The organism is Vibrio sp. HS-50-1, from assembly GCF_024747315.1.
In the GTDB taxonomy this organism is placed as follows: Bacteria; Pseudomonadota; Gammaproteobacteria; order Enterobacterales; family Vibrionaceae; genus Vibrio; species Vibrio diabolicus.
In genome coordinates, this window is record NZ_JAMPZF010000048.1 from 673,947 (window position 1) to 699,733 (window position 25,787).

General features: G+C 43.1%; 22 protein-coding genes. 15 read left to right on the plus strand and 7 right to left on the minus strand.

Features of this window, described 5'->3' with window-relative positions; translation table 11 throughout:
- The first annotated feature begins 82 nt into the window (after positions 1–82).
- Positions 83–2,128 (plus strand): response regulator, encoded by a 2,046-nt coding sequence (locus NDJ01_RS22185; protein WP_258587572.1) that lies wholly within the window; start codon positions 83–85, stop codon positions 2,126–2,128.
- Positions 2,129–2,231: 103 nt separating this feature from the next.
- Here the strand turns inward: NDJ01_RS22185 and cqsA are convergent, their stop codons facing one another.
- Both cqsA and ylqF read right to left on the minus strand, forming a co-directional pair.
- Entirely contained in the window at positions 2,232–3,413 is a 1,182-nt protein-coding gene (gene cqsA / locus NDJ01_RS22190) for an alpha-hydroxyketone-type quorum-sensing autoinducer synthase (RefSeq protein WP_258460022.1), read from the minus strand.
- A gap of 339 nt (positions 3,414–3,752) precedes the next feature.
- Positions 3,753–4,697, minus strand: a complete 945-nt coding sequence (gene ylqF / locus NDJ01_RS22195) for a ribosome biogenesis GTPase YlqF (RefSeq protein WP_005376521.1) — start codon at positions 4,695–4,697, stop codon at positions 3,753–3,755.
- A 678-nt stretch (positions 4,698–5,375) separates the two neighbouring features.
- Between ylqF and NDJ01_RS22200 the strand changes: the two genes are divergently transcribed.
- The 3 genes from NDJ01_RS22200 to NDJ01_RS22215 all read left to right on the plus strand — a co-directional run bounded on the left by NDJ01_RS22200 (position 5,376) and on the right by NDJ01_RS22215 (position 9,076).
- Positions 5,376–6,530 (plus strand): EAL domain-containing protein, encoded by a 1,155-nt coding sequence (locus tag NDJ01_RS22200; protein WP_065646309.1) that lies wholly within the window; start codon positions 5,376–5,378, stop codon positions 6,528–6,530.
- Between the two features lie 160 nt (positions 6,531–6,690).
- Entirely contained in the window at positions 6,691–8,052 is a 1,362-nt protein-coding gene (locus NDJ01_RS22210; protein WP_258587360.1) for a GGDEF domain-containing protein, read from the plus strand.
- Between the two features lie 136 nt (positions 8,053–8,188).
- Entirely contained in the window at positions 8,189–9,076 is an 888-nt protein-coding gene (locus NDJ01_RS22215) for a LysR family transcriptional regulator (RefSeq protein WP_046876026.1), read from the plus strand.
- Here NDJ01_RS22215 and NDJ01_RS22220 read toward each other — a convergent pair.
- Positions 9,073–9,681 carry a response regulator transcription factor gene (locus tag NDJ01_RS22220; RefSeq protein ID WP_005395257.1) on the minus strand — a complete coding sequence of 203 codons (609 nt, stop codon included), beginning with the start codon at positions 9,679–9,681 and terminating at the stop codon, positions 9,073–9,075. The two genes, NDJ01_RS22215 and NDJ01_RS22220, sit on opposite strands and share 4 nt — an antisense overlap.
- A gap of 478 nt (positions 9,682–10,159) precedes the next feature.
- Between NDJ01_RS22220 and NDJ01_RS22225 the strand changes: the two genes are divergently transcribed.
- The gene (locus NDJ01_RS22225) at positions 10,160–11,140 is read left to right on the plus strand and encodes a chemotaxis protein (protein ID WP_025998672.1); all 981 of its coding nucleotides are present in this window, start codon (positions 10,160–10,162) and stop codon (positions 11,138–11,140) included.
- Positions 11,141–11,191: 51 nt separating this feature from the next.
- Here the strand turns inward: NDJ01_RS22225 and NDJ01_RS22230 are convergent, their stop codons facing one another.
- The gene (locus NDJ01_RS22230) at positions 11,192–11,716 is read right to left on the minus strand and encodes a prepilin-type N-terminal cleavage/methylation domain-containing protein (RefSeq protein ID WP_258587361.1); all 525 of its coding nucleotides are present in this window, start codon (positions 11,714–11,716) and stop codon (positions 11,192–11,194) included.
- Positions 11,717–12,162: 446 nt separating this feature from the next.
- On the opposite strand from NDJ01_RS22230, the gene NDJ01_RS22235 reads away from it, so the two are divergent.
- From NDJ01_RS22235 to NDJ01_RS22250, 4 genes are all read left to right on the plus strand, one after another.
- Entirely contained in the window at positions 12,163–12,885 is a 723-nt protein-coding gene (locus NDJ01_RS22235) for a sulfite exporter TauE/SafE family protein (RefSeq protein WP_005395248.1), read from the plus strand.
- A 101-nt stretch (positions 12,886–12,986) separates the two neighbouring features.
- Positions 12,987–13,892 carry an EamA family transporter RarD gene (gene rarD / locus NDJ01_RS22240; protein ID WP_258587362.1) on the plus strand — a complete coding sequence of 302 codons (906 nt, stop codon included), beginning with the start codon at positions 12,987–12,989 and terminating at the stop codon, positions 13,890–13,892.
- A 197-nt stretch (positions 13,893–14,089) separates the two neighbouring features.
- The gene (locus NDJ01_RS22245; protein WP_005395243.1) at positions 14,090–14,476 is read left to right on the plus strand and encodes an MAPEG family protein; all 387 of its coding nucleotides are present in this window, start codon (positions 14,090–14,092) and stop codon (positions 14,474–14,476) included.
- Entirely contained in the window at positions 14,470–15,003 is a 534-nt protein-coding gene (locus NDJ01_RS22250) for a hypothetical protein (protein WP_047008291.1), read from the plus strand. Before NDJ01_RS22245 ends, NDJ01_RS22250 begins: the two co-directional genes overlap by 7 nt.
- A gap of 292 nt (positions 15,004–15,295) precedes the next feature.
- Here the strand turns inward: NDJ01_RS22250 and NDJ01_RS22255 are convergent, their stop codons facing one another.
- Positions 15,296–16,660, minus strand: coding sequence for an endonuclease/exonuclease/phosphatase family protein (locus NDJ01_RS22255; RefSeq protein WP_258587363.1), 1,365 nt, complete (start codon positions 16,658–16,660; stop codon positions 15,296–15,298).
- A 351-nt stretch (positions 16,661–17,011) separates the two neighbouring features.
- Here NDJ01_RS22255 and NDJ01_RS22260 point away from each other — a divergent pair, with 351 nt between their 5' ends.
- Entirely contained in the window at positions 17,012–19,117 is a 2,106-nt protein-coding gene (locus NDJ01_RS22260) for a M4 family metallopeptidase (protein ID WP_258587364.1), read from the plus strand.
- Positions 19,118–19,267: 150 nt separating this feature from the next.
- Positions 19,268–19,582: a multidrug efflux SMR transporter gene (locus tag NDJ01_RS22265; protein ID WP_258587365.1), complete on the plus strand. Its 315-nt coding sequence runs from the start codon at positions 19,268–19,270 to the stop codon at positions 19,580–19,582.
- Positions 19,583–19,664: 82 nt separating this feature from the next.
- On the opposite strand, the gene NDJ01_RS22270 is transcribed toward NDJ01_RS22265, so the two are convergent.
- The gene (locus NDJ01_RS22270; RefSeq protein WP_258587366.1) at positions 19,665–20,570 is read right to left on the minus strand and encodes a DMT family transporter; all 906 of its coding nucleotides are present in this window, start codon (positions 20,568–20,570) and stop codon (positions 19,665–19,667) included.
- 184 nt (positions 20,571–20,754) lie between these two features.
- Between NDJ01_RS22270 and NDJ01_RS22275 the strand changes: the two genes are divergently transcribed.
- The 3 genes from NDJ01_RS22275 (at position 20,755) to NDJ01_RS22285 (ending at position 23,438) form a co-directional block, all read left to right on the plus strand.
- Positions 20,755–21,213, plus strand: coding sequence for an NUDIX pyrophosphatase (locus NDJ01_RS22275; protein WP_006742305.1), 459 nt, complete (start codon positions 20,755–20,757; stop codon positions 21,211–21,213).
- A gap of 114 nt (positions 21,214–21,327) precedes the next feature.
- Positions 21,328–21,900, plus strand: a complete 573-nt coding sequence (locus NDJ01_RS22280) for a GNAT family N-acetyltransferase (protein ID WP_258587367.1) — start codon at positions 21,328–21,330, stop codon at positions 21,898–21,900.
- 125 nt (positions 21,901–22,025) lie between these two features.
- Positions 22,026–23,438 (plus strand): coniferyl aldehyde dehydrogenase, encoded by a 1,413-nt coding sequence (locus tag NDJ01_RS22285; RefSeq protein WP_258587368.1) that lies wholly within the window; start codon positions 22,026–22,028, stop codon positions 23,436–23,438.
- Between the two features lie 166 nt (positions 23,439–23,604).
- Here NDJ01_RS22285 and NDJ01_RS22290 read toward each other — a convergent pair whose 3' ends face one another.
- On the minus strand, positions 23,605–24,084 hold the full coding sequence (locus tag NDJ01_RS22290; RefSeq protein WP_006742302.1) for an aminoacyl-tRNA deacylase: 480 nt from the start codon (positions 24,082–24,084) through the stop codon (positions 23,605–23,607).
- A gap of 157 nt (positions 24,085–24,241) precedes the next feature.
- Here NDJ01_RS22290 and NDJ01_RS22295 point away from each other — a divergent pair, with 157 nt between their 5' ends.
- On the plus strand, positions 24,242–25,783 hold the full coding sequence (locus NDJ01_RS22295) for a glutamate synthase-related protein (protein WP_258587369.1): 1,542 nt from the start codon (positions 24,242–24,244) through the stop codon (positions 25,781–25,783).
- Positions 25,784–25,787 lie beyond the last annotated feature (4 nt).

The window sequence follows — 25,787 nt, forward strand, 5'->3', positions numbered from 1 at the left end:
ATAATTACTTAATAATAAAACGATAAGAATGAATGCAAATCACACTATTGGGACGTCAGGCGGAGTAGGCAAAATAGATAATATGGACTCGATACGTAAGGTTTATCAATATGCAGAACCCAACCTGACTCTCGTTGGTTGGATGGGGTTTCTTGGCTTTCCGCTGTACTACTTTGTTTGGGATTTTGTTTTCCCACAGGCTTATGAAAACTTGCCGCTCAGATTGTTTTGTTCACTATTGTTCTTTGGTATCATTTTTAGAAATCGCCTGTCGTCAACGTGGCGAAAATATATCCATATTTACTACCAAGTGACGATAACGATCTGTTTACCGTTTTTCTTTTTCTATATGTTACTGATGAATGATTGGTCCAATGTTTGGGTCATGTCATTTATGTCCGCGATTTTCTTGCACATTCTATTGGTTCATGTCACAAGAGTTATGTTCGCTCAAACTTTTGCCGGAATAGGTTTAGCGACGTTCTTTGCTTGGGTGGCGAAAGGGTTTCATCTCGATTTAACAATGGATTGGACGCATGTGCCAATCTTTCTCTTTATTTATGTATTTGGCAATTTATTCTACTTTCGGAACCAAGTAGAGCACGAAGCGAAAGTGTCGTTGGCCAAGTCATTCGGGGCCGGAATTGCGCATGAAATGCGTAACCCTTTAAGTGGCCTTTGCACGTCAATCGATGTTATCCAATCAGTCTTACCCAATAAAAAAGAAGCAGAGAAAGACCAATATCTGATGAGCGGAGAGGATGTCACCCTGCTGCGTGAAGTTAGTGAGGACGCGATGAACATCATCCAGTCGGGCAACGAGACGATAGATTTACTTCTGACATCTATAGACGAAAACCGTGTCTCGCGATCCAGTTTTCAAAAGCATTCTGCTCATTCAGTGGTTGAAAAAGCGATTGAAAGCTTTAGTTATAAGCGTGCGACGGATCGCTTTGCTATATCCCTAGATGCGAGAAGTGAGTTTGATTTTCTTGGTAGCGATACCTTACTTAAATACGTTATGTATAACCTTTTCAAGAACGCCTTCCATCACCGCACATCTGAAGATTTCCACATACATGTGTCCATGACGAGCATGGAGCACTCAAACCAAATCGTTGTAACCGATAATGGTGCTGGTATTGCTCCTGATGTCCTACGTAATATATTTCAGGACTTTTACACAACTGGTAAGTCAGGCAGCTATGGTTTGGGTTTGCCATTTTGTAAAAAAGTGATGCGTTCTTTTGGAGGTAACATTGAATGCCAGTCTCAGCTAGGTGAGTGGTCTCAGTTCACGTTAACTTTCCCGCCGATCACATCTGATATCGTGACTGAAATTAAAAACGATTTGACCAAACTCAAAACCATCCTAACGGTGACTAATCAAGATATTCTTGTGTCGAAAGTGACGGACATTAGCCGTTTTATGGGTTTTGAATCAACGATCTTAGATGTTAATCAAGTGCTCAAAAAGAAAGAGTATGAGTTCGAATTCGACCTGATTTTTATCGATCTTGAGAGCTTGGATGCAAGAGCAAACCAATTGGATAGATTAGAATCTCTTCTGTCTTTCACGGAAGCTCGTATCGTTTATCTTTTTGAGCATCACCCGACACAGAGAGCGCGCAAAGCGGCATATGAGCCTATTTGGGTGGAGACTCAAGCCTGGTTATTGAATACTAAGCCAACCATTGACCGTCTCTTGTATGACTCAAGCTATGTGTCGACACCAACGGCCTCAGTGGCTTTAGATACGTCAAATAAGCGGACAATTATGGTCGTGGATGATAACGAATCTTTGCGAAAATTTACCGCGATGTTACTCGAAAAGCAGGGCTTTGAAGTGATTCAGAAAGAAGACGGGCAGCAAGCACTGGATACATTAGAGCAAGAGAACGTTGACCTCATTCTTATGGATATTGAGATGCCCATCATGGATGGTGTAGAAGCTTCAAGGCGAATTCGAAGCTCGGATAAAAACTATGCGTCGGTACCTATTATTGCGCATACTGGGGATAGCTCACCTGTTACGCTGGACAAAATAGGCTCTTCTGGCATGTCTGACTTTATCGTAAAACCAGCGGATAAAAATCGCTTATTCGACAAAATTGCAAACTGGATTTAATCACTCGCAATTGTGTTATCTTGAGACGAGTTGCTCATAATGCGAATCCGAATAAAGAGCCCTGCAAAACTGCTGAGCTCTTTATTTTTACCTACACTCTAGCTTATACAAAATCTAGATCAGGATGAACAAACGCTTGTTGGCAGGCGGAAAGAACGTGATCGACTTCGGCGGCAGTCATGTCCGCATTGACAGAAAAACGAATGATGTTCTTGTTTCTTCCTGTTGCAGGGCGACAGAAAACTGCACCAAAGACATTCCTTTCTTCTAAAAAGTCGCGAACTCGCTCAGTGTTTCTTTCGTTGCCACATTCTAGCGCGATAATTTGCGACTCACTGCGAATAGTAAACCCAATACGTTTTAAACCAACGGCTAGAGACTTTGCTCTTTTAAACAAAATTTCCCGTTTGTCATCGGCTTTTTTTATGACGTCCAGTGTTTTTTCTAACCGAATAATCTCTTGCGGTAACACGGTAGAGCTGAAAATGGCAGGATACGCGACAAATGGAAGCGTCTTCGCCAGCTTTTCTGCCCCTAAAATTGCGCCAGCACGATAAGCAAATGTCTTTGCAAGACTTACGGTTACAAAATCCACCATATGAGTCAAATCCAGCTCTTGCAGTAGCCCCGCGCCTTGCGGACCGTGCGTACCTAACGAGTGCGATTCATCCACAACTAAGCCGCAGTCAAACTCTTGTGCTATTTCGTAGATATCACGTAGAGGAGCAATGGTTCCGATAGTGCTGTAAACCGAATCCACAACAATAATTCCCGAACCATGGCGTGAAATCTGTTTTCGCAAGTGGTTGGTGTTGTTATGCATGAACGGATGAATTTGTGCTCCTGCGATACGTGCACCTTCCCATAAAGACATATGCGCAAAGAAGTCGATATACACAGGTATGTTCGGTGCACAAATAGTCTGTAATAAACCGACATTCGCAGCCCATCCTGATTGAGAAAGCAGACAGCTAGGCATGCCGACAAAACTGGCTAGTTGAGTTTCAAATGCAGGTTTTGATTCATCATCTTGCAAGAAAATCGCGGACATCACGACGTTGTCATCGTGTTGAGAAATCGCATCACGATGCGCGTTTTGAATCTCCTTGTTATGAGACAGTGCAAGGTAATCATTGCTTTGCATAACAATGGCATTACACGTTGGACGTTTACCAAGAACAAGGTGTTTCTTGTTCTCGTTCGGTTCAATTAGATCTTGAATATGAAAATCTAGGCGTTCCTCAATAAAGGAAGGAAGTGGTTTGCTTTGTATAGTTTCACTCATAATAAATCTCTTCTTCATATGGAAAAACGCCAGCGCTGACACTTATTCATATTGCGGATTTTGGGGAGAGTGTCACTAACCAGGTTGCATAAGTTTGCAGACCCTTGCAAACTCGACATTTGAGGGTTGGATGGTGGCTGTAACTCTATAGGGGCCCGGGGTCTAAACTAGTTTGTGCTTAAAGTTTATACGGCGATTTTGCGGTGTTTTTTTCGTGCTTCATGTCTGGATTTTGTATGAGAATATAAAGTTTGAAAAGTGAAAAAATGGGCGCATTAGATAACAAAAAAGGCGCGAAAATCGCGCCTTAAAATATGATTGGGAAAAGATAATATCAGTTTATCGCTTATTACGTAGATAGCGCTTGCGGCGCTCTTCTTTACGCTTCGCTTTTTCTTCTTCTTTACGAGCGGTCTCAATCTCGACTTCAATCAGCTCTTGAGTGATCATTTCTGGGCGCTCTAGTGTAATTTGGCCTAGTGTGCCTTGGCGAAGTTCGTGCAACAAAATCTCTGATACTTTGTGCAAGTCCACACGTCCACCTGCGCGTAGTGCACCACGGCGGCGACCAATCTCTTCCATGATCTCGATATCTGATTCAGGAAGCTCTTCGATTTGGTAACGCTCTTTAAGCTTGTCTGCATAGTGAGCTGCTAGATACTCAATGGTGTAAAACGCAACCTCGTCGTATTCCATCGCAGTATCTTTTACAGCGCCAGTAGCAGCTAAACGGAAGCCACTGTGTGGGTTTTCCACTTTTGGCCACAGAATCCCTGGTGTATCGGATAAAACGATGCCATTTTGCAGGTTGATGCGCTGCTGACGACGTGTTACCGCGGGTTGGTTACCAGTCACCGCGATCGTTCGACCAGCTAGAGTATTGATGATTGTCGATTTCCCAACGTTTGGGATCCCCATGATCATGGTACGAATGTTTTTACCGATCTCTTCACGGTGTGGGGCAAGTTTACGGCAAAGCTCCATGATTCGATGCACTTCTTGCGGTTCTGACGTCGTGATTGCCATTGCTTTTACGTGTTGCTCTTGCTCCAAGTGCTCAATCCATAATTGAGTTAACTCAGGATCGGCCAAATCACGCTTATTCAAGACTTTAACGACCGGCTTGTCACCACGGATTTGAGAAATCAAAGGGTTTTCACTACTGAAAGGAATACGAGCATCCAGTACTTCGATGATCACATCCACTTGTGGGATTGCTTCTTCGATCTCTTTGCGTGCTTTGTGCATGTGGCCAGGAAACCACTGGATTGAGTTATTAACCATTTGAATTTAATACCTTAATTTTCTTACTGCTCCAACGGGCGTACGAGTAGTAATTTGAGCTTCGAGCAGCATAGTTTTAGACAGAGTGTGTTAAAACCGTACTTACTTTTGTGGCTCTGTACCGCAAAGTTGAGCGTTTCTTTCGTGTTAATGAGCTAGTTTATCACGGAATGAAGGCGAAGCATTCAAGATGGAGACAAAAAGCCACGGTTTACAAACGAGCAAGCAAACATTTGTTGAGTATGCTCGCCAACGGACTTACAACAAGTATTCACTTTGGTGAGATATTAAGCGCAAATATTGTGTAGTCAAAGGTGGATTGTTTTGTCGGTTTTTTCTGACTTATTTCAAATTTTTATCTTTATATCAGTAATTTATATTTCATTTCGCTATTGGTCGAAATTTGACTTTTAGCCGACACAAATTAATCTGACTGCCCAGTCCGAGTAAGGCTTTATGCTCAGTACGATAAGTCGTATTACAGCGTTGTCCGTTGCCACATTTTTGCCAGTAGTTTCTTTTTTAACTCATTGATAGTGACAGTTATTGAGAACAGACAAGCAGACTGAGTTTTACATTGAGGCTGAGTAATGCTGGTCGATTTTGATCAGCGAGTGGCAGGATTAATTTAACCAATCGAGCAGGAGATCGAAAATATAGACTATTGGATAGAGATAAATGAATACACAGCTTAATGTGATGGTGATTGATGGTCATCCTCTACAAACCAAGATACTTACCCAAATATTGGGTCATAGTGGCGCTTCAGTCAGTACATTCAATTGTGTGGACACTGCTAGTCAATGTGCACAAGAGCAATATTTTGATGTGATCTTTTGCGATCTCCAGATGCCGGGAAAAGGCGGTATCGACATCTTGGAAGTATTCGACCAAATTCAGTATCACGGGCAAGTCGTGCTAGTCAGTTTGTTGGAGCAGAGCATCATCTCGGCAGTACGAGAAATGTGCGAAGGGTTTAGTTTTGAGATATTAGGAGAACTGCCTAAGCCGTACGACGAAATGCAAGTGGTTAAACTCCTCAACCAAATAAAAGATGAAAGAACGCGAAAAACAGCGTTTGCTCAACCTATCTTACTGCAAGACCAAGAGTTTTTGTTTGCTTTGGGTGAGGGGCGAGTGAAGAATTATTACCAACCTTTGGTAGACGCACACAGTGGTGAGCTTTTAGGTTATGAAGCGTTAGCGCGTTGGGTGCATCCCATTTATGGCGTGTTGTTACCAAACCACTTTCTTCCGATCGTAAAACGATGCCATTTGTCTTCTGAACTTTTTCAATCAGTGCTGATTAATACAATCTATGACATCAACAATAGGGGATTAACCCAAAAGGTCTCGATTAATGTCGACCACGAAAACTTGAACGACCCTGACTTCTCGCATCGTTTTATTCAACAATGCTCGGAAAGTGGTGTCGACCCTTCACAAATCACCATTGAGATTACAGAGCGGGAAGCTTTCCAAGCTAGCACATCTATCTACAAAAACCTCATCAAGCTCAGAATGAAAGGTGTCACGGTATCAATTGATGATTTTGGTACGGGCTCATCTACATTTGAAAAGTTGGCAAAGTTACCTTTTAACGAGATCAAACTTGACCGCGCTTTTGTCTACGGAGCGAGTGAAGACCTGAAAAAGAAAAGCATTGTCATCGCCATTTGTGCTTTAGCGAAAAACCTAAATATTCGTATTGTCGCCGAAGGTGTCGAAGACGAAGTAACCTATAAAACCATGCGCGAATGTGGAATAGACATCTGCCAAGGCTTTTACATTGATAAGCCCATGCCGTTAGAGGTAATCACTATTTTGAAGTAAAAATATGAAAAAATTGAACTGTTTGATCTTTGGTGATCAAATGCTTATCTGTGTGGCTATCAGTGATAAAACCGTGAGTACCAAGAAACGTCGATTTCTAGATAAGTTTAATGTGAATAATGTTATTGAACTTGCAAAAGTAGTAGGAACATAAAGTGTTATGAATGTAAGAAGTTTTGTTTCTTCTTTTGCGGTTGCGATGTTGTTATTTATTGTATCGGTGACCATGATTGGTGCTGTACTCATCTCTTATGAGGAGAAGCAATTTAATACGTACGCTAACAATTTAGCAAAAACAAAGCAGAAGGTCATTCTGCTAGGCTTGTTGACCGAAGCTCAATTGGCGCAGTATGAAAACTTCAGTATCGAACAAATAGAAGTACTGACTGACTTCAGTTTTCAAGATGCAATTTATGCTTTAAAGCCGTATAAAAACCTAGATTATTTGGAAACTGTTGCTCGTAAAGCACTACACCAAGCAGAAGCTCATTTGTCCAATGTCTACGATAGAGAAGACGCCATATTGTACTTTCGGTCTTACACTAGTGACAAACTCATCTTAGAACGACCAATCCCAGCTCTAGAGGGATCTAAAGAGACGTTTGATATAGAATGGTGCAGAGTGAATTACGCTTGTATTCTTGCCGCGTGGAAAGAGCAGCTCTCCGACCGAGTTCTTATCTCTAAGCCCTTCAAAACCACGTATTCAGATGAGATGGCATTAAGTATCATGAGTCCCGTCTACTATAGAGGGAAGCTTGTCGGAGAATTTTCGGAACAACTGTATTTATCATCGCTTTATAATGAAGGCAAAGCCGTTGACGTAGAGGTTAGTAACGGAAATAAGCAGATAATTATTTACTTTCCGAGCTACCCCTTAGCTCATTTTGCTTACACTCAATCCTATGTTGCCGACAATAATAATCTTGTTATTTACCAATATCCGTTTAGTAAAATAGTGGTGGACTACAGCTTTATTCTTGTCATCTATTCTGTCGTAGCGTTCGCCTATTATCGAAAAGCCAATGAATCTAAACAGAGCAAAATTCAATTAGAAAATGCTCTGAGTGATGTAACGCAAGATGACTTGACCGGATTATTAAATCGGCGAGTATTTAAAGAAGAGCGGTTTAAACATCTAATGGAGGTTGAACCATACTCTATCATTGCGATTGACGGAAATCGTATCAAGAAGATTAATGATCGTTACGGACACCATGTTGGCGATGAAGTCATTGTTATTATTGCAGACTCAATGAGAAAGGTTTTTCGGAACAGTGACTACTTAGTCAGGACTGGTGGTGATGAGTTTATTGTCATTTTGCCCGGATGCAGCATGAGCAAAGCTTCCATGTTAGCGAAAAAGCTCCGTAGCGTTGTTAAACACAATCGTTTAAATACATTAGATATAGAGATCAGCGTTAGTACTGGTGTTGCTGTGCGCGAAGAGGATGAAACGCTGCAAGAGGTGATCGTGAGAGCAGATGAAGAGTTATATGAAATGAAAAAACAGCGTGTTTGAGGACAACAATACATAACCATGACATAACTGTTTGATAAATTTGACCAAGCAGTACCCTTGGTCTTTTATATTAGTCGAGCAATGCATAATGCTCCTTTGATTGCTGATTAGCATAAGACCCAACTGGTACTGTATCGTGAACAAAGACCTTGATCTAAACCTATTAAAAATACTGGTTCTGCTAGAAAAGCATCGTCAGCTTAAACCCGTAGCGAAAGCCTTGGGCAAGAGTGAGGCGTCGATCAGTAAATATCTTGCTCGCTTACGCATCCAGCTTGGTGATGAACTATTCATTCGTCACCCACATCATTTAGAACCCACCAACTTTCTGATGCGTCAGTTACCCAAAATAGCAGATGCATTAGATAACTTAGAAACATGCTTAGTTCGATCAGAATTCAAACCAGAAAAATACAGTAAGGATATAACGGTCTGTTTACCCCAAACGGCTCAGTACTCATTTGGACACTTGTTGGCGATGGATTTAATGACGCTGTTTCCTAAAGCTCATATTACTGTCGCAACCATCACGGAATATACGGTGGACGAAATCCTTTTAGGCAAAGTGGATGCCCAGCTTCATTACTTCAATGATGAATTGCCAAAATCTATCCATCAGAAATTTATTGGCTACGCGCCTGCTGTGGTTGTTGTTCCGGAAGAGCTTGGGATCACCACTCTTGAAGAGGCTGCCAAACTGCCATTTATTATGCTTGAAATTATCGGTTGGAAAGAGAAAGAGCAGCTTGCAAAACGAGCAATGGAAAATCACGGTATGGTGATCAATCGAATTGCAGCGCTAGATAACGTGAGTAGTGTGCTAAAGCTGCTCAAACAAAAAAAGGCGGCGACGGTTTTTCTGGAGTATCAGGCGCCAATCGAAGGATACCGTTTTATTCGTATTCCTGAATCTTATTACCCCAACGGCTGGCCAAAGGTTGTACTTCAGATGAAGCAAAGCCATCGTCACGACGCAATGCATCAGATATTAACCGATGCCATTGCAAAATATATGAAGAACTAACGATCGCATTGAATGTTTTCAGCGCTTGGGATCGTATGCAGTAATTCAATCAATGAATCTGCATGGTATTTTTTCAAAATACGAGTTTTGTAAGTGCTGATGGTTTTAGCGCTGAGCGATAGTTGTTCTGAAATACGTTTATTTGAATAGCCCTGAGCTAAGTAGTGGAACACCATGGCTTCGCGATTGGATAGCGTGACATCACCAGTAGAAGGAGCGTGAGTAGACTTAAACATAGAGTACCCACGTGAGACACTCACAATCGCGTCAGCAATAGCTTCTTTTGTCTCGTTTTTATTCAAGAAACCATGAGCTCCCATCTCGTAAGCCGCTTTAGAAAGGCTGGAATAGTCGCGTGAAGAAATGAAAAGTAATTTACCTTGATAGCCCGTTGCTAAAATATTCTTCGCCAAACGCATACCATCTCGATCACCAAGGACAACGTCTAGAATAATAAAATCAATTTTTGTATTTCGAACTAAGTCCATTACTTCTGCGCTGTCTTTCGACTGAATGACTTCGGCTGTGTTGATTACGCTCTCAACAAGAGAAGTCAGTGCTTCGCTGTAAAGTGGTTGGTCATCAATGATAAGAACATTATTCAAATGGAGCCTCACTACTATCCGAACTGTCATACCGCCCAACGCAATATGATTGTATTAAGAGGGATTGTAGGAAAAACCTTTCTGATGGAAAGGAAAATGACATTTTCTATAATTGAAATTCACTGAGCACAATTGAATAAGATACTGTCGAATACGCCAATACACGAGGGATTTCATATGTGTGGGTATAGTGATAGGCCAACGAAAAACATCAATATTAACCCTAAACTTTTCATCGAAATGGCCGCTAAAAGTGGGAAGGTAAGGTCGCACTAAGTTAACTCATGTTATCCTGTTCAAAAATGAGACATTTTTTCACAGTTTGATATGGAAATGTGCGTTGGCCGTCCTTTTGGTGGTTTACAAACTTTGTTGTAACGACTAAAAAGGATGCTTGGATTTTTAGCCTGAGAATGGCTTCTCATGGCGTTTGCATCAAACTTTTTCTGATGCGTATTTTGGTTGGATAATTGGCTTTATGAGTAACGTAACCAGCACCATTTTGACAGAAAGTGGTACCAATGAGCTTGAAATCATCGAGTTTCATTTAGAAAAAACATTGCCGGATGGCAGCACAAAAACTTGTTATTACGGCATCAACGTTGCGAAAGTACGAGAAGTGATTCGCGTACCAGAGACAACCGATTATCCAAACGCACAACCTCACATGATCGGGGTGTTTTCGTCCAGAGATGTATTGACGCCTTTAGTTGATTTAGCTGGTTGGTTAGGTGTACCAACACGCCAGGACCTAGAGCGTAAGTTTGTTATCGTTACTGATTTCAACAAAATGACCAATGGCTTTCTGATTGATAGTATTTCACGTATTCATCGTATCTCTTGGAATGATGTGGAATCACCAAGTCAGTTTTTGGAAGCGGGCGAACAAGATTGTGTAGTGGCAGTTGTCCGCAAAGAAGGCAACCTGATCATGATTCTCGACTTTGAAAAAATCATCGCGGATATTAACCCAGAGCTGAGTATGGAAAAATACGATGTGAAAGGGGATAAGTCGGTAGATCTAAACCAGAGAATGGTGGGTAAGCGTAATGCTAAAACGATCATGGTGGTGGATGACTCAGCATTTATTCGCTCTTTGATTCAAGATACATTAGCTTCTTCAGGTTACAATGTGATCACTTGTAAAGACGGTGGTGAGGCTCATGAGAAATTAATGAGCTTAATCGAGGTCGCGAAAGAAGAAAACTTGCCAGTTAAAGAGCTGTTAGATGCGGTGGTTACGGACGTAGAAATGCCTCGAATGGATGGTATGCACTTAGTGAAGAGACTACGCGATACTGAAGCGTTTCATGAAATGCCGATCATTATGTTCTCATCATTGATGAGTGAGGATAACCGAGCGAAAGCACTGTCTCTTGGCGCAAATGATACGATTACCAAGCCAGAGATTGGCCGTATGGTGAATATGATGGATAAATACGTATTTAACTTTGCGTAAACAAACCCGATAAGATTAAAAATAAGGCTGCCGATGGGCAGCCCTGTTGTTTTAAGAACAATGATTAATTACTAGAGTATAGTCTTGGTTTTCTCTAAGTGGTGGACCATAAATGATACTGCACTTCTCTTTTGACGCACTCTTGTCATCTCTTGCCATTATCGCTACGAGCCTTTTATCTTCAAAAGCCTCAATTTTCCAATCTGTTGTACCGTACTGATGTTCAAGTTCATGAACAAGCAACCCCAAAGCAGTCTCATCTGCATCAGGGTATCCGTATAAGAAGACGCATCGCTTGTTGGCGCCAATAGTACAGCCTTCGAAAGGCAGCTCTGCTTTGGTGAATTTATTATCAAAATTTGCAACATATGCTTTGCTCTCCAACCCTGCAATCGCCATTTTCCCATAACCGGCACCAAGCGCTGATGCAATCGCGCCCTTCATGCCTTCTAAACGCGCTTCACGCGCATCACTTTGAAGGTTTAAAAAGCGTGGTGCGGCAGTGACAGCAAGAATGCCAAGCACGACAATAACTACGACTAACTCTATTAGAGTAAATCCAGTTTGTTTTCTCATATTATTTTCACAGCAAGTTAAAGGTAGAAAAAGTAACACTGACCGTACACTTGTTGTTGTGTAAATAAGTACGGTAATGACAAAATGATCAATAGTATAAAGCGATGAGTCATAAAGTGCTATACCGATGTAGTGAGAATCGACTACGCCTATATAGAGCGGGAGGAGGGGTCAAAGGTCTAATGCGGCCGTTTTTGAGCAGTCATTAATTCCGTGGAAGAAATGCTGCATGAACAGTCGAGCATGAATTCGCCTAGATATAAGCATACACGTACATTGGCTGAATGAAAGACGAAAAGAAGTGACGGCAAACCGCACAAATGGATTGTCTTTTTGTTCACTTTGATGAATGCTACGCGAGATTCATATCACAACACACTCGACGCATTCATCGTGCGAATGTGCTTTGGTTTCGTGTTTGGCTTTCAAATATAAGAATAATCTAAATGGAATTCGATTCGATAAACTTGCTTGCGATAGGGCTAATATTTCTTGGTTCTTATGTACAAACCGCAATAGGCTTTGGCTTGGCAATTGTTGCCGCACCTTTACTGATTCTTTGGGCGCCGGAGTATGTGCCTGCACCAATCTGTTTAGTCGCGTTATTTATTTCGTTGATGAATGCGATGAAGCACCGCAGTAGTGTTGAAATCGGCGGTTTAAAAATGGCATTGATTGGGCGTGTGCCCGGATCGGTCGCTGGCGGCTTGCTACTGTTTTTTGTCTCGACTCAAGCCCTTACACTTTGGATTGGTTTTTTGGTGTTATTCGCGGTTGTGGTGAGTGTTTTACCGTTTCGGGTTGAACCCACACCAGCGCGTATGACATTAGCAGGATTCTTTTCTGGATTGTTTGGTACCAGTTCGGCGATTGGAGGCCCACCGATGGCGTTGTTGTTGCAACATCAAGAAGCGAATCAGTTACGTGGTAACCTATCGGCATTTTTTGTTTTCAGTTCCATCATTTCGCTCGTTGTTCAAATTCCCGCTGGTTTCTTCACATTACACCATTTGGTGATTACTATTCCGCTATTACCTGCGGCAGCACTTGGGTATTGGCTCGCGATGAAAACCACCCAATCGTTACCAAAAGAAAAAATTCGGTTTGGAGCACTTATGTTGTGTTTTGTGAGTGGGTTTACAGCAGTAGTACAAGCGTTGAACCAGTAATGCCCTCAGCATCTTAAACTCACAGGGATATCGCGTTCCTTTTATTATGCATAGCGCGATTTGTTTGCGCTGACTTATTCGTTTAGATGAGCGATAGTTTTATGAATAACACTCGTTATGGCACTTTTATGGCAGCATTCTCCTTTGTAATTTGGGGGCTGCTACCCATTTATTATCGTTATTTACCGAATGCTTCAATGGATGAGTTGCTGGCATGGCGAATCATCGGCTCAGTTCCGGTCAGTTTTTTAATTGTGCTTGGTATAACCCGTCGAGGACCGAATTGGAAAGAAATCTGGTGTGACAAAAAATCTTTGTGGTACACGTTTGTCGCGAGCAGTTTGATGTGTATTTCATGGAGTGCGTTCACTTGGGCTTTGACTCACCATCGAGTCATTGATGCAAGCTTAGGCTTTTTTATTGGACCGTTAGTGTCAGTGGCGCTAGGCGTGTTTATTCTTGGAGATAAGCTTTCAAAAGGCAAACTCATCGCAATTGTGCTAGCAACAATTGGCGTGATGTATCAAGTGATTCATTATGGCCAGTTACCTGTTATCGCACTAACGATGGGGTTGTTCTTTGCTTTGTATGGGTTGTACAAGAAGAAGATAACATACGACTGGAGCACCACCTTATTTGTTGAGGCGCTGCTATTGACTCCAGTTGCCGTGGCGTATTTGTTTTACAAACAATGGACAGTGGGTGAGTTGGCTTCAGGTGTAGATATCACAACATTGCTTTTGTACTTTGGCAGCGCACCGATCACGCTTTTACCACTGATTTTTTATTCTATCGCGATACGTATAACAAACTTATCGACAGTTGGTTTAATGCAATACATTGAACCAAGCTTGCAGTTTGTTTTGGCTGTCATGTTTTTCGGTGAACTGTTTGATGAAGTTAAAGCAGTGACCTTTGCCTTTATTTGGGTGGGGCTGTTATTTACAATCTTTGAAAGTATTGTCAAAGGGCATAAGCGTAAAAAGCTGGCCAATCATCCTTTATAGTGCACCATTCTTGAATATTCACGATTTCACTCTCACGCCCTCTATTCGAGGGCGTTTTTAGTTCCATAAAGTATTCTCTTACTCGTTTTCTTATAAGCATAATTTGAGGTTAATTGACACATTATCATTAGGATACCGCTATATTTATAGCCAAGTGACACGCTATATAATGAAAACCGGATCAAAAAGGACGACATATGATCACAGCTCTATACGCTAGCATTCTTGCAATACTGATTATTTGGTTGGCCGTTCAAGTGATTAAGCAGCGTCGCTTAAATCAGGTTGCTTATGCTGACGGAGGAGTAGAGGCTCTCCAAATCGCTCGTAGTGCACAGAGTAACGCGACAGAATATATCCCCATTACTCTGATTCTAATGGCACTATTAGAATCCAATAGTGCTTACCCAACCTGGATACATCTCACAGGCATTATTTTCGTGATCGGTCGAATTATCCATGCTCGAGGTATATTGAAAGAGGACTTAAAAAGGCGTGTTAGGGGCATGCAGGTGACATTCCTAGTGATACTTTCGCTGGTTGTGTTGAATATGATTTATCTTCCGTACGATAAGTTATGGTAAGTCTTCGTAGCTATATCCCGCCGCCATGGGTACTCGTTCTGATTGGGTTAGTACTGAATATTGGCGCGATCGTTCTTACTAGCTTGGTCCTTGATAGGCTTGGCAAACAGTATTCGCAACTCGCAGAGCAAAAGGCGGAAAACTTGTATTCCATCCAACTCGCGTGGAATAGCGTTGAAACTCTAGAAAGAAAAAGAGAGGCGTTGCTGCTTCACTTGCACATAGGTCAGAGCGCAGCGATACCTTCGGAGATAGAACAGATATTGGAAGGGCACTTATCCTCTTGGACTCATCACGAATCGGATGAAATACAAATAGATAAACTCCCTCAGCTAATGTCAAAGATAAACCAAGCACAAGCTTCGTATAGAGATCGCATTGATGACTATTACATTGAGAATGTAGAGCTCAATGAGGTAATGGCAAAGCAAGATGAAAAGATCGCTTGGTACAAGAATATCGGGCTCTTCTTACAAGTATTCGGACTCGCATTAATCCTCGCACGTGATTTGGCTAGGAAGCCATAGAACAAAAGTTAACGGTAGGGTTTATTGCGAAATGCTAATTATAATTTGCAAATTGCAATTCATTGCGTGAGCAAACAGTGGCTATTGGTGAAGTTTTAATGAAAGTGGTTAAATAACAACCTGTTTTTGTGCACTACAAAGTTGGCACGTCTCATGCTTTAGTATGAGTGACCCTTTCTAAGCCGAGGGTCACCTAGCCAACTGACGTTGTTAGTGAACCACTTTGTTCACAAATATATACAGCCAATCACGAATCCTTGTGGTTGGCTTTTTTTTATTTAAATGACACAGTTTAGAACTGTGCTTTAATCCAGATCATGCGATGGTCGGAAGACACATCTTTGCCATCACCATACTTGCCGATACGCGCATCGTTAAATAGCTTACGACCTTCTTCATAAGAAGCTGACCAGTATACACCAGAGTCCACCACATTTAGGTTTGCAGAAGGCAAGGCATAATCTACACCCAAGCCAAACGTCGAAGTGATGCGATTCGGATATGGGTGAGTGGAGCTGCGGTCAACAGCGTGTTCGGCTGCACCAAAGCTTGTCGGATAAAGCTCGCCATTCATCACGGTTTGGTTAACCAATGGATCATTATGCAGTTCTTGCATTACAGAGCTAATACCGTCACCGGCTACTGGATCAAGGTTTTGATCGCCCATCATTACGAATTTATCCCCGCTCGCTAAGCCGCCTTTCTTACCAGCATCGTCGTAGAAATAGTCTTTACCTTGAATGTAGTGATGCCAGAACTCTACTTCGGCTGCGTTTTGCGCTTTGTTTTTACCCGGGTCGAATACTGGTGGAGTAGGGTGCGACATCAGTAGATGCACAACTTCCTCGCCATTGCGAGTCGGAATGATAATTGGTGCATCTACGTGGTTTTTAGAAGATAGGCGTACTTGATCCCATTCTTCTGCAGAGTACCACTCATCACCACACTTCATGCCATCTGGAATCTTTTGTGAGCCGTCACAGATAGTAATGGTTGGAATCTTCGCACCTTCCATATCTTTCCATTTAAACGCTTGGAACGTACGCGTATTTGCCGTATCAATCTTGTATTTAGACATTAGGGCAAAGGCATATTGACCGTGGTACATGCCAAAGCCCCATGCATCGCCCGGCATTTGACCTGCTGTTCCATTGTTGTCGAGGTCAAACTCGCTTAGCAAACCTGTGTTGGTAGAGTAAGACTCCGCGTAAGGATATTCGATAGGTTCAAGGTTCGCTTCACCGCCTGCACCATTGATGCTTTGCGCGACAGACAGGTAGTTCTTCTGGAAGCCTTCAAGGGCAGCTTTGTTTTCGCCTGTTCCGTCGTTGTTGTATTCCGCCATCATAAGAACGTCAGGGCGATTCTTCTGAATAATCGCAGCAACGTTCCGAATTTGAATGACTTTTTCCGCAGTGGTTTTGTCTTCAGCGGCGATAGAACCGTCTAAATAGGCAGTAACCAATACAGTTTGCTGCGCTGGTTCAATTTGCATTTCACTCACTAAAGCTTCAAAAGTTGCACGGTCAAAAGAGAGGTTGTAAGTCGCTATTTTTACTTCTTTAGGCTGAACATTGACGTATTCAGTGTCGTCATTACATCCAGATAATAGAGCGGCGCCAACAAGGAGAGCAATAGAGGTTTTGATTGTTTTCATGGGTACGTCATACCTTATAATTGATTCGGCTGAATATTAAAGTCATCAGTAATTGTTTTAAGCGATATCAATCACACAAATGTTTTCATATTTACATGTTCAATTGGTTTTTGTGTGATTTGTGCAATAAACACAACACTTTCAACACCAAAAGGTTATATTCAAATTGTTAAAAAACGGTGTCGCTTTTAATAGATGAAATGGCACTAAAACATAAGCTGTATGATTGTGTGTGCTAAAATCAATGAGCGGGATAATTACGATAAGTTTGACTTCACTTTTGGGTGAGAAACAAACAAATAGAACTGGTCAGTTTGGCTTTGCTATTGATGCAAAATAGGGGGCTAACCGATGGGTTCAGTATCAAACTATCAGAGCAGGCTATTTGTCACGGCAATGCTTGCTTCACCACTTCTTTTTTCAACATCTTTATCCGCCGCTCAGTCCGAACGGCTAGAGCAAAACCATGGTCTTGTTGTTGCTTTAGAAAAACGCAACCTTGCAGCCACACAAAATATAGATCGTGTGTTAGGTTTACAAAATGGAAATCGTGTACAAAAGCTGAAAACCAACCAAGGTAAAAACGGCGGTACGCATAGTCGTTATCAGCAGATGTTTAAAGGCGTCCCGATTTGGGGCAAGCAAATTGTCGTACATCGTGATAAACAGGGCCAAATCAAGCATATCAACGGCACTCTCGTAAAGGATATTGCCCGAGACATCAATGATATGGTGCCTAAATTGTCGCTTTCTCAAGTAATGTCTTCAACGCAAAAGCCGTACCGTGAAAACGGATACCAAATAGAGAATCAGCGCCAAGGTTTGCGTATTTATGTCGATAAAAGTGACGTGGCGCACTTAGCTTATATTGTCCAATTTTTTGCTGATAATGAGCATGGAGGTAAGCCTACACGTCCCACCTTTCTTGTTGATGCTAAAACAGGAAACATTTTGCTGCAATATGAGGGGTTAGCGCACGTAGAAGCGAATGGTCCAGGAGGAAACCAAAAAATTGGTCGTTATCATTATGGTGTGGACTTTGAGTCTCTATTAGTCCAGCAATCTGGTGATACGTGTTTGATGGACATTCCTGGCGTGGTCAAAACTATCAACTTGAATGGTAGGACGTCTGGCAATACGCATACGTTCGTTTGTCCAACCAATAGTGTTAAAGAAATTAATGGAGCGTACAGCCCGTTAAACGATGCGCATTACTTTGGCAAAGTGGTATACGACATGTACAAAGATTGGCTGAATACCGCGCCCTTAACGTTTCAGCTTCAAATGCGAGTGCATTACCGCAAACGCTATGAAAACGCCTTTTGGAATGGTTCGAGCATGACTTTTGGCGACGGTGCTACTTATTTCTATCCTTTAGTGAGTTTAGATGTCTCAGCGCACGAGGTTAGCCATGGATTTACAGAACAAAACTCTGATCTGATTTATTCAGAGCAATCAGGCGGAATCAATGAAGCTTTCTCAGATATGGCAGGTGAGGCGGCTGAATTCTATTCACGTGGTTCTAACGATTGGAAAGTTGGGTACGATATTAGAAAGGCTGCCAATGCGGCGTTGCGCTATATGGATAATCCGCCCCTTGATGGTCGTTCAATTGATCACGCGTCTCAGTATGTGAGTGGCATGGATGTGCATTATTCAAGTGGTGTGTTTAATAAAGCGTTTTATCTATTGGCGGTTGAGTACAATTGGGGAACGCGACAAGCGTTCGAGGTTTTTGCGTATGCTAACCAGAACTACTGGACGCCAAGCGAAACGTTTGACTCTGCAGCTGCGGGTGTATTGGCGGCCGCCCAAAGCTTAAACGTGGCGGCGAATGATGTAGCCGATGCTTTTGCTCAGGTCGGTGTTTCAGTTGATGGCGGAGTCGTCGAGCCACCATCTAGCACGTGTGAGGCTATCGCCCTAAACAATGGTGTTTCCAGCAACATAGACTCTTCATCTACTGGTGAGTGGCATTGTTTTACGATTGATGTGCCTACCAATAGTTCAGATTTTACTGTTACCACATCGGGAGCAAACGGCGATGCGGATCTTTACGTTAAGCTGGGAAGTGAACCAAGTTTAACCAGCTACGATTGTCGCTCATACAGTGGCAACAGTAATGAAGCATGTAGTATTACTTCTCCGAATGAAGGAACGTGGCATATTGGTGTGTACGCTTACAGCAGCTACAGTAACTTGAATGTGGAAGCAAGTTATGTAGGAGAAGAGGCGCCACCACCATCTGATGAAGTTACTACACAATCAATCAACAATGGTAAAACATGGACGGCGATTATTACTGGTTCTGGCTTGATGAATGGCGTGTGGAATGTTATTTCAAATACGCCGTGTGATAACGATAACGAGTGCAGTTTATCCGGTATCGGAAAGAAAACCAGTGAGGTTAGCTTTACGTTGACGGATGGTACCGTATTCATCATCGCTAAGCCCTAGCGATTTTTATGTAAAGAGGCCCTGAAATATCAGGGCCTTATTTTTTTACGTTCAATTTTCTGTATATAATAGCGAGTCACAAAGAAGTGAGGACGACCTCACCGCTCTATCTTTTCTCGGGGACGACCCCATCTCGTTGGGAAATATGACATGGCTTGGGGAATTCTCTTCATTGCTGGCTTATGCGAAGTGGCATGGGCTGTCGGACTAAAATACTCACAAGGTTTTACCAAATTGGCGGCATCTGGCTTTACCGTTACGTTTATGGTGTTGAGCTTTTGGTTACTTGGAATTGCATTAAGGACGCTACCACTCGGTATCGCTTACGGCGTTTGGGTAGGTATAGGAGCGATTGGAACGGCAATCGTCAGTATCTACATATTTAACGAGCCCGCGACGCTGATAAAATTGCTGAGTTTACTGCTTATTGTTACCGGTATCGCTGGATTAAAATTATCCGCTTAACGTCAGGTTAAACATAAAAAGAAAGCCAGAGTCGACTCTGGCTTTTTACGTTTTAGTGTTATCTCGCTTTGGGGCTGAAGGGTTAAGCGCCGCGCTTAACAAATGGCAATCGCAAATGGTGGCCAAATACGTTAATGAGTGCGCCCGCTACAATTAGTGCACCACCGATGTACGTCCAGATGAGCGGGATTTCGCCGAAGAAAATGATGCCTAACAACACAGAAAATACGATCTGAATATACGAGTAAGCAGACGCTTTGCCCGCTTGCTGAGTTTGCATTGCTTTGGTTAATCCCAATTGCCCAACTTGGGTGAATACACCAACCAAAACCAACATGAAAGTTAGATACAGGTCGGGCATAACAAAATCATTGCCAATCAGTAAGAGTGAAGCGGGCAGAGCAACCAGAGGGAAATAGAAAATGATCACTGAACTATCTTCAGTTTGGCTAAGTTTTCTAACAATGACATAAGCAATTGAGCTACCAAATGCGCCCAAGATTGCAATCATTACGCTAAACATAGGTAAAGTGCGCTCTGCTTCTTGTCCTGTTTCTGGACTTACCATTATATAGATGCCGAGTAAGCACAAGGCAATACAAAGGAACGTCGATGGTTGAATGCGTTCCTTCAAGAAAAAGACGGCTAGGAGCGCAGTAAATACTGGGTGAATGTATTGGAATATGGTCGCTTCTGCCAAAGGTAAGGTAGTCACCGAATAATATACGCACATCAATGCCATGGTGCCCACTGCGCCACGCGCAAACAGTAATGGCTTATTATTGCCCCATACAGAAATTCGTTTTCGCTTAACATCTAAATAGCTGATAACAAGTGAGACGAGTGCCCTCGCTGCAACAATCTCAAATACAGGGATACCATGAAGACTGACATGCTTTACTGTGGCAGACATTAGCGCGAAACCGAATGCGGAGAGCACCATAAAGCGCACACCAATGGGAACCAGAGTGTTGAATGAATTAGACATTTTACTGCTCATTTGTTGCGACAGATCGCACTTTAGCATACTCAACTCACAAAATGATCCGTGATATTCAAACACATCTGCCGAGAGTGAGAATAAGCAGTAGACTATGGGTTCTCAAGCAACCCTATCTTTCATTCGCGCATGGAGCGCATCTAGGAAATATCTAGATATTTAAGGAGTATACATGATCCCAGTACAAGCAACGCATACTTCTGGCGTTGTCATTTCTAAAATTGATGGCGTCGATAAAATGCTGTTGCTCAAACGTGTTAAAGGTGGTTATTGGTGCCATGTCGCTGGTGGTGTAGAGGCCGGTGAAACCGGATGGCAAACTATTCTCAGAGAACTGAAAGAGGAGACGCAAATTGACGATGTTGAGTTACATACTGCAGACTTTCTAGAACAGTTCTACGAAGCAAAAAATAACCGCATCATGGTTATTCCATGCTTCGTATTATTTTGTCCACCTAACCAATCGGTTGTACTTAACGAAGAACACACAGAGTATTGTTGGTGTACGCTTGAAGAAGCAAAGCGACTAGCCCCGTTTGCAAATCAGCACCACCTTTACGAACATGTGTGGAGGCATTACGTGGATGTGGAATCGTTGACGCCATTTACGTTGATTGAACAAACAGACTAGACGAGATAACCATCCTTTTAAGCACGTTTGAAATAACGAATATGGAAGTTTGTTCTTAACGCAATGAGGCGGTAGGATTTGTGAGTAGTGTTTACTGAAAAAGGGATAATGTGGATGGATGAGGTCATGTGCCAAAAGGCGTATCAAGGAAATAGCATGCAGGCCAGTTTTTCTGTTTCAGACAGGGTCTCAATTGAGCCTCTTACCACCAAACACGCGACCGTTTTACTGGAAGTGGTGAACACGTATCGAAACAGCCTCTCTGGCTATTTGCCTTGGACGGACTTTGTGACCAACCGCAGAGAAGCAGTGAACTACATCTCTCAGCGCGTGAACAGCAAAGCGTTAGATGCCCACTGGTGCGCGATTTATTTTGATGAGCAGTTTTCGGGTGTTATTGGCATAAAAGGTGTGGATTCGCACACACGCGTCACTGAGATTGGCTATTGGCTTGCCAACAATGGGCGAGGACACCGAGTGATCGACCAAGTACTCGCGGTGTTGATTCCTTTTTTGAAGCAGAAAGGGCACGCGCAATTCATCCAATTCCACTGTATGGAAGATAACATTGCCAGCATCAATATTGCTGAGCGTGCTGGTGCTACATTAAAAGAATACGTTGATCACGAGTTCGAGACGCTTGACCGCTCTCAACGGCTCGGCATTTATGAGTTGCGTCTGACTTAGCTCCAAACCCACTGATATTTTAATCAGAGTTCGAACTCTAATTTCGCGAGCGCTACAATAGTAACATTGTTGCGCTCGTGTTAATTTGGAGCGTCATTGGTTGAAACTAGGTTAGGAGAAGCATCATGAACGCAATCGCAGAGGTTGAAGTGGACAACCTGTTACAACAAAGCCTTGATCGCTTAAAAGCAGAGTATGCCGCCGAACCTTATCCTAGTCTGGATGAACGTAAGCAGCGCCTTGTCTTGCTAAAACAAGCTCTGATTGCGAATAAACAAGCATTGGTGGAAGCGCTGAGTGACGATTTTGGCTATCGTTCCGAATTTGATACCGCCATGACCGACGTTTTGCCGACGGTCTCGCACATCAATTACACCCTCAAGCAGCTAAAAAAGTGGTGCAAACCAAGTAAGCGTGAATCCGGTCTGTTGCTTGCTCCGTCGAAAGTGACCGTTCAGTATCAGCCACTCGGCGTGGTCGGGATCATTTCGCCGTGGAATTTTCCTGTTATTTTGAGCCTTGCGCCTTTAGTTACTGCTTTGGCCGCAGGTAACCGTGTGATGATGAAGCTCAGCGAATTTACGCCCAAAACCAATAAAGTCATCGTCAATATTTGTCGCGAGTTGTCTGAATATGTCGAAGTATTTGAAGGTGAAGCGGACGTTGCACAATCATTCAGCCAACTGCCATTCGATCATCTTTTGTTTACTGGCTCGATAAATGTTGGTCGCGCTGTGGCAAAAGCAGCGGCTGAAAACCTGACTCCAGTGACGTTAGAACTGGGTGGGAAGTCTCCGGTGATCATTGCAGAAGATGCAGACATGAAGAAAACCGTTGATGCGATTTTGTTTGGTAAATGCATCAATGCCGGCCAGATTTGTGTGGCGCCTGATTACGCGTTTGTACCACAAGAACGCGTCGAAGAGTTCATCACGCTGTTCTTAAAACGTTTTGAAAAACTCTATTTGAAATCCAACAAGAATCAAAAGCTGACCCATATTATCAATCAACGACAGTATGATCGTTTGACTGCGCTACTTGAGGATGCCAAAGCTCAGGGCGCAAGCCTCCATACTGTTGAAGCGTCACCTCAACAGGAAAGGCTTTTGTATCCTCATTTGATCACAGATGTGTCGGCAGATATGCGTATCATGCAAGAGGAAATATTTGGGCCATTTCTACCCATCAAGCCCTACAATACCGTTGAGGAAGCGATTGACTACATTAATCAGCACCAGCGACCACTTGCGCTGTATGTTATGTCGGACAACAAATCGACCATCAAACATATCGTGCGCAACACGCACAGTGGCGGCGTCGGCATCAACGACACGGTGTTACACGTCGGCGCTGAAGATGCACCTTTCGGTGGCGTTGGTGAATCAGGCATTGGTCATTATCACGGAGTGGAAGGGTTTAAAACCTTTAGCCACGCAAAAACCGTACTCCACACGCCGAAATGGCTACCAAGGACGGGGGCATTAATGCGTCGCAGAGCTATGGCGATAAAAGCGATACAAAAGATTTTTGTTCGATAGTGGTTGGATTGTTAAAAACCGCTCAAACGGGCGTTTTTTGTTTCTATGTGTTCTGAATTGCGGATTACCTAAGGTCGGGAAGTTTCCACCACGCGCTGCCAATAGAGAAAGAAAGGCTCTTTTTGAAAGAGCCTTTTTCACGAAATGTCGACAGATTTTTGGAACTTTAATGCAGAACTTCACTGCTGAATCTTAAGTATTTGCAGTCGTTCATTAGCTCTTTAAATGCCTTTCTATCTAGCTTAATCAGAGTTTCATGATCGCCGGCTTCAAGATAGACATGTTCCAAGTTTGCTAATCTTTCATCACAAACGGTCGACATGTGGTAAGGACTACCAATCGGTGGAATCGCGCCGTGCTCACAATCAGTGAAGAGTCGGTAAACCATACGCTCTTTCACTAAGTGGAAAGTAGCGTTAAATTCATCGTTTAATCTCGACAAACTGATTTTGTTGTTGGCAGGTAAGACCGCCATCATATGATGCCCTTCATGATCCTCAAGAATGACGCCTTTTGCGATATTCATTAAAGGCACACCTGCGGCAACACCACTTTGTAGCGAGCTATGACTGTGGCTGTGATTCACGGTTTGAAAGTGAATGTTATGCTCAGTCAAATATTCATCTAATCGGGTTGCAATTGTCATATAGCCTCCACGTGTATGAGACCCATAAAGAGTATAGGTGAGGCAAGCGACAATCGCGTATTTTACTCTGGTTTCGCTGACGCTCTTTCCGCTCCTGTTCTACGCTTATTGCAAGCCAGCGAGAAAGCGTGGTTAACAATAATAAATAGGGGGCAACATGAGCAAGCCAATCATCGCCGATAATAAGCCGATTAAAGTGAATCTAACCGAAGGGCAAGAATATTACTTTTGCCGATGTGGACGTTCTAAAAATCAACCTTATTGCGATGGGTCGCATTCGGGAACAGGCTTAAAGCCAATGAGCTTTACTGCGGAAAAAGATGAAGAAGCGTATCTCTGCCAGTGCAAGCATACCTCTAATGCCCCATTTTGTGATGGAACACATAAGCGTTTTTCTTCTGAGCAAGTCGGCAAAGAAGGCCCTGAGAAAAAACGAGAGAAAAGTGACAAACCGACTGTGTCCGCTACTCAAGAAGAAGCAACCCTAGAGTTTATCCACCAATTAGCGAGAGAAGGGCTCTCTAAACTCGGTCATCATGGTCCGATGGCAGCAATGGGGGTTCCTAGGCACTTGCTACCACATTGGGATGCTATACAAATCATTGTGGCGCAAATGGCGACACAGCCGTTGTTAGAAGACGTTCCCGTGTCTACCGAGTTGATTGTGGGGCCAAACGCGCGTAAGCCGCTCAAGCTCGCTATTCCTTTGTTGGTATCGGACATGAGTTTTGGCGCACTTTCGGAAGAGGCGAAAATTGCGCTAGCAAAAGGTGCTGAGTTGGCAGGGACTGGGATTTGCTCCGGTGAAGGGGGGATGTTACCTGAAGAACAAGCTGCAAATTCGCGGTATTTCTATGAGCTTGCCAGTGCTCAGTTTGGCTACGATGAATCTAAGCTTCTTAATGTTCAGGCTTTTCATTTTAAAGGTGGGCAGGGCGCCAAAACAGGCACGGGTGGTCATCTTCCAGCAAATAAAAATGTGGGTAAGATCTCTCAGGTGAGAGGTATCCCCGAAGGCCAACCAGCAATCTCACCGCCAACATTTAAAGACCTTCATACTACTCACGATTTCAGAAAGTTTGCTGACAGAGTCCGTGGCATCACTGGCGGCATTCCAATTGGCTTTAAACTCAGTGCAAACCATATTGAGCAAGACATACAATTTGCGCTCGATGCGGGTGCCGATTACATCATCTTAGATGGTCGCGGTGGTGGCACGGGCGCGGCGCCAACTATGTTCCGTGATCATATTAGCGTGCCAACTATTCCTGCGTTAGCTCGTGCGCGTAAGTACTTAGATGAAAAAGGCGCAAGTGACCGTGTTACATTAATCATCACTGGTGGGTTGCGAGTTCCTACGGATTTTGTCAAAGCGTTGGCACTTGGGGCAGACGGAGTGGCGATAGCAAACAGTGCGATGCAATCGATCGGTTGCGTCGCGGCCCGGATTTGTAACACCAATAATTGCCCTGCGGGGATCGCAACGCAAAATGCCGATTTGAGGCAGCGTCTCGATATCGAAAAATCATCTCAGCAACTGAAAAATTTCTTCGAATCCTCGGTCGAGCTCATGCAAGTCATGGCAAGGGCGTGTGGTCATCACGCTCTGAATGAATTTAGTCATCATGATTTAGCGACCTGGGATCACAACATGGCGAGGCTGTCTGGGATTAAGTATTCAGGTATGGACTTAAACTGATCTC

Bases quoted from the DNA above. Each gene is read 5' to 3' on its own strand.
- NDJ01_RS22185 (WP_258587572.1), top strand. From the start codon at position 83: ATGGACTCGATACGTAAGGTTTATCAATATGCAGAACCCAACCTGACT.
- cqsA (WP_258460022.1), bottom strand. From the start codon at position 3,413: ATGAGTGAAACTATACAAAGCAAACCACTTCCTTCCTTTATTGAGGAA.
- ylqF (WP_005376521.1), bottom strand. From the start codon at position 4,697: ATGGTTAATAACTCAATCCAGTGGTTTCCTGGCCACATGCACAAAGCA.
- NDJ01_RS22200 (WP_065646309.1), top strand. From the start codon at position 5,376: ATGAATACACAGCTTAATGTGATGGTGATTGATGGTCATCCTCTACAA.
- NDJ01_RS22210 (WP_258587360.1), top strand. From the start codon at position 6,691: ATGAATGTAAGAAGTTTTGTTTCTTCTTTTGCGGTTGCGATGTTGTTA.
- NDJ01_RS22225 (WP_025998672.1), top strand. From the start codon at position 10,160: ATGAGTAACGTAACCAGCACCATTTTGACAGAAAGTGGTACCAATGAG.
- NDJ01_RS22230 (WP_258587361.1), bottom strand. From the start codon at position 11,716: ATGAGAAAACAAACTGGATTTACTCTAATAGAGTTAGTCGTAGTTATT.
- NDJ01_RS22235 (WP_005395248.1), top strand. From the start codon at position 12,163: ATGGAATTCGATTCGATAAACTTGCTTGCGATAGGGCTAATATTTCTT.
- rarD (WP_258587362.1), top strand. From the start codon at position 12,987: ATGAATAACACTCGTTATGGCACTTTTATGGCAGCATTCTCCTTTGTA.
- NDJ01_RS22245 (WP_005395243.1), top strand. From the start codon at position 14,090: ATGATCACAGCTCTATACGCTAGCATTCTTGCAATACTGATTATTTGG.
- NDJ01_RS22250 (WP_047008291.1), top strand. From the start codon at position 14,470: ATGGTAAGTCTTCGTAGCTATATCCCGCCGCCATGGGTACTCGTTCTG.
- NDJ01_RS22255 (WP_258587363.1), bottom strand. From the start codon at position 16,660: ATGAAAACAATCAAAACCTCTATTGCTCTCCTTGTTGGCGCCGCTCTA.
- NDJ01_RS22260 (WP_258587364.1), top strand. From the start codon at position 17,012: ATGGGTTCAGTATCAAACTATCAGAGCAGGCTATTTGTCACGGCAATG.
- NDJ01_RS22265 (WP_258587365.1), top strand. From the start codon at position 19,268: ATGGCTTGGGGAATTCTCTTCATTGCTGGCTTATGCGAAGTGGCATGG.
- NDJ01_RS22270 (WP_258587366.1), bottom strand. From the start codon at position 20,570: ATGTCTAATTCATTCAACACTCTGGTTCCCATTGGTGTGCGCTTTATG.
- NDJ01_RS22275 (WP_006742305.1), top strand. From the start codon at position 20,755: ATGATCCCAGTACAAGCAACGCATACTTCTGGCGTTGTCATTTCTAAA.
- NDJ01_RS22280 (WP_258587367.1), top strand. From the start codon at position 21,328: ATGGATGAGGTCATGTGCCAAAAGGCGTATCAAGGAAATAGCATGCAG.
- NDJ01_RS22285 (WP_258587368.1), top strand. From the start codon at position 22,026: ATGAACGCAATCGCAGAGGTTGAAGTGGACAACCTGTTACAACAAAGC.
- NDJ01_RS22290 (WP_006742302.1), bottom strand. From the start codon at position 24,084: ATGACAATTGCAACCCGATTAGATGAATATTTGACTGAGCATAACATT.
- NDJ01_RS22295 (WP_258587369.1), top strand. From the start codon at position 24,242: ATGAGCAAGCCAATCATCGCCGATAATAAGCCGATTAAAGTGAATCTA.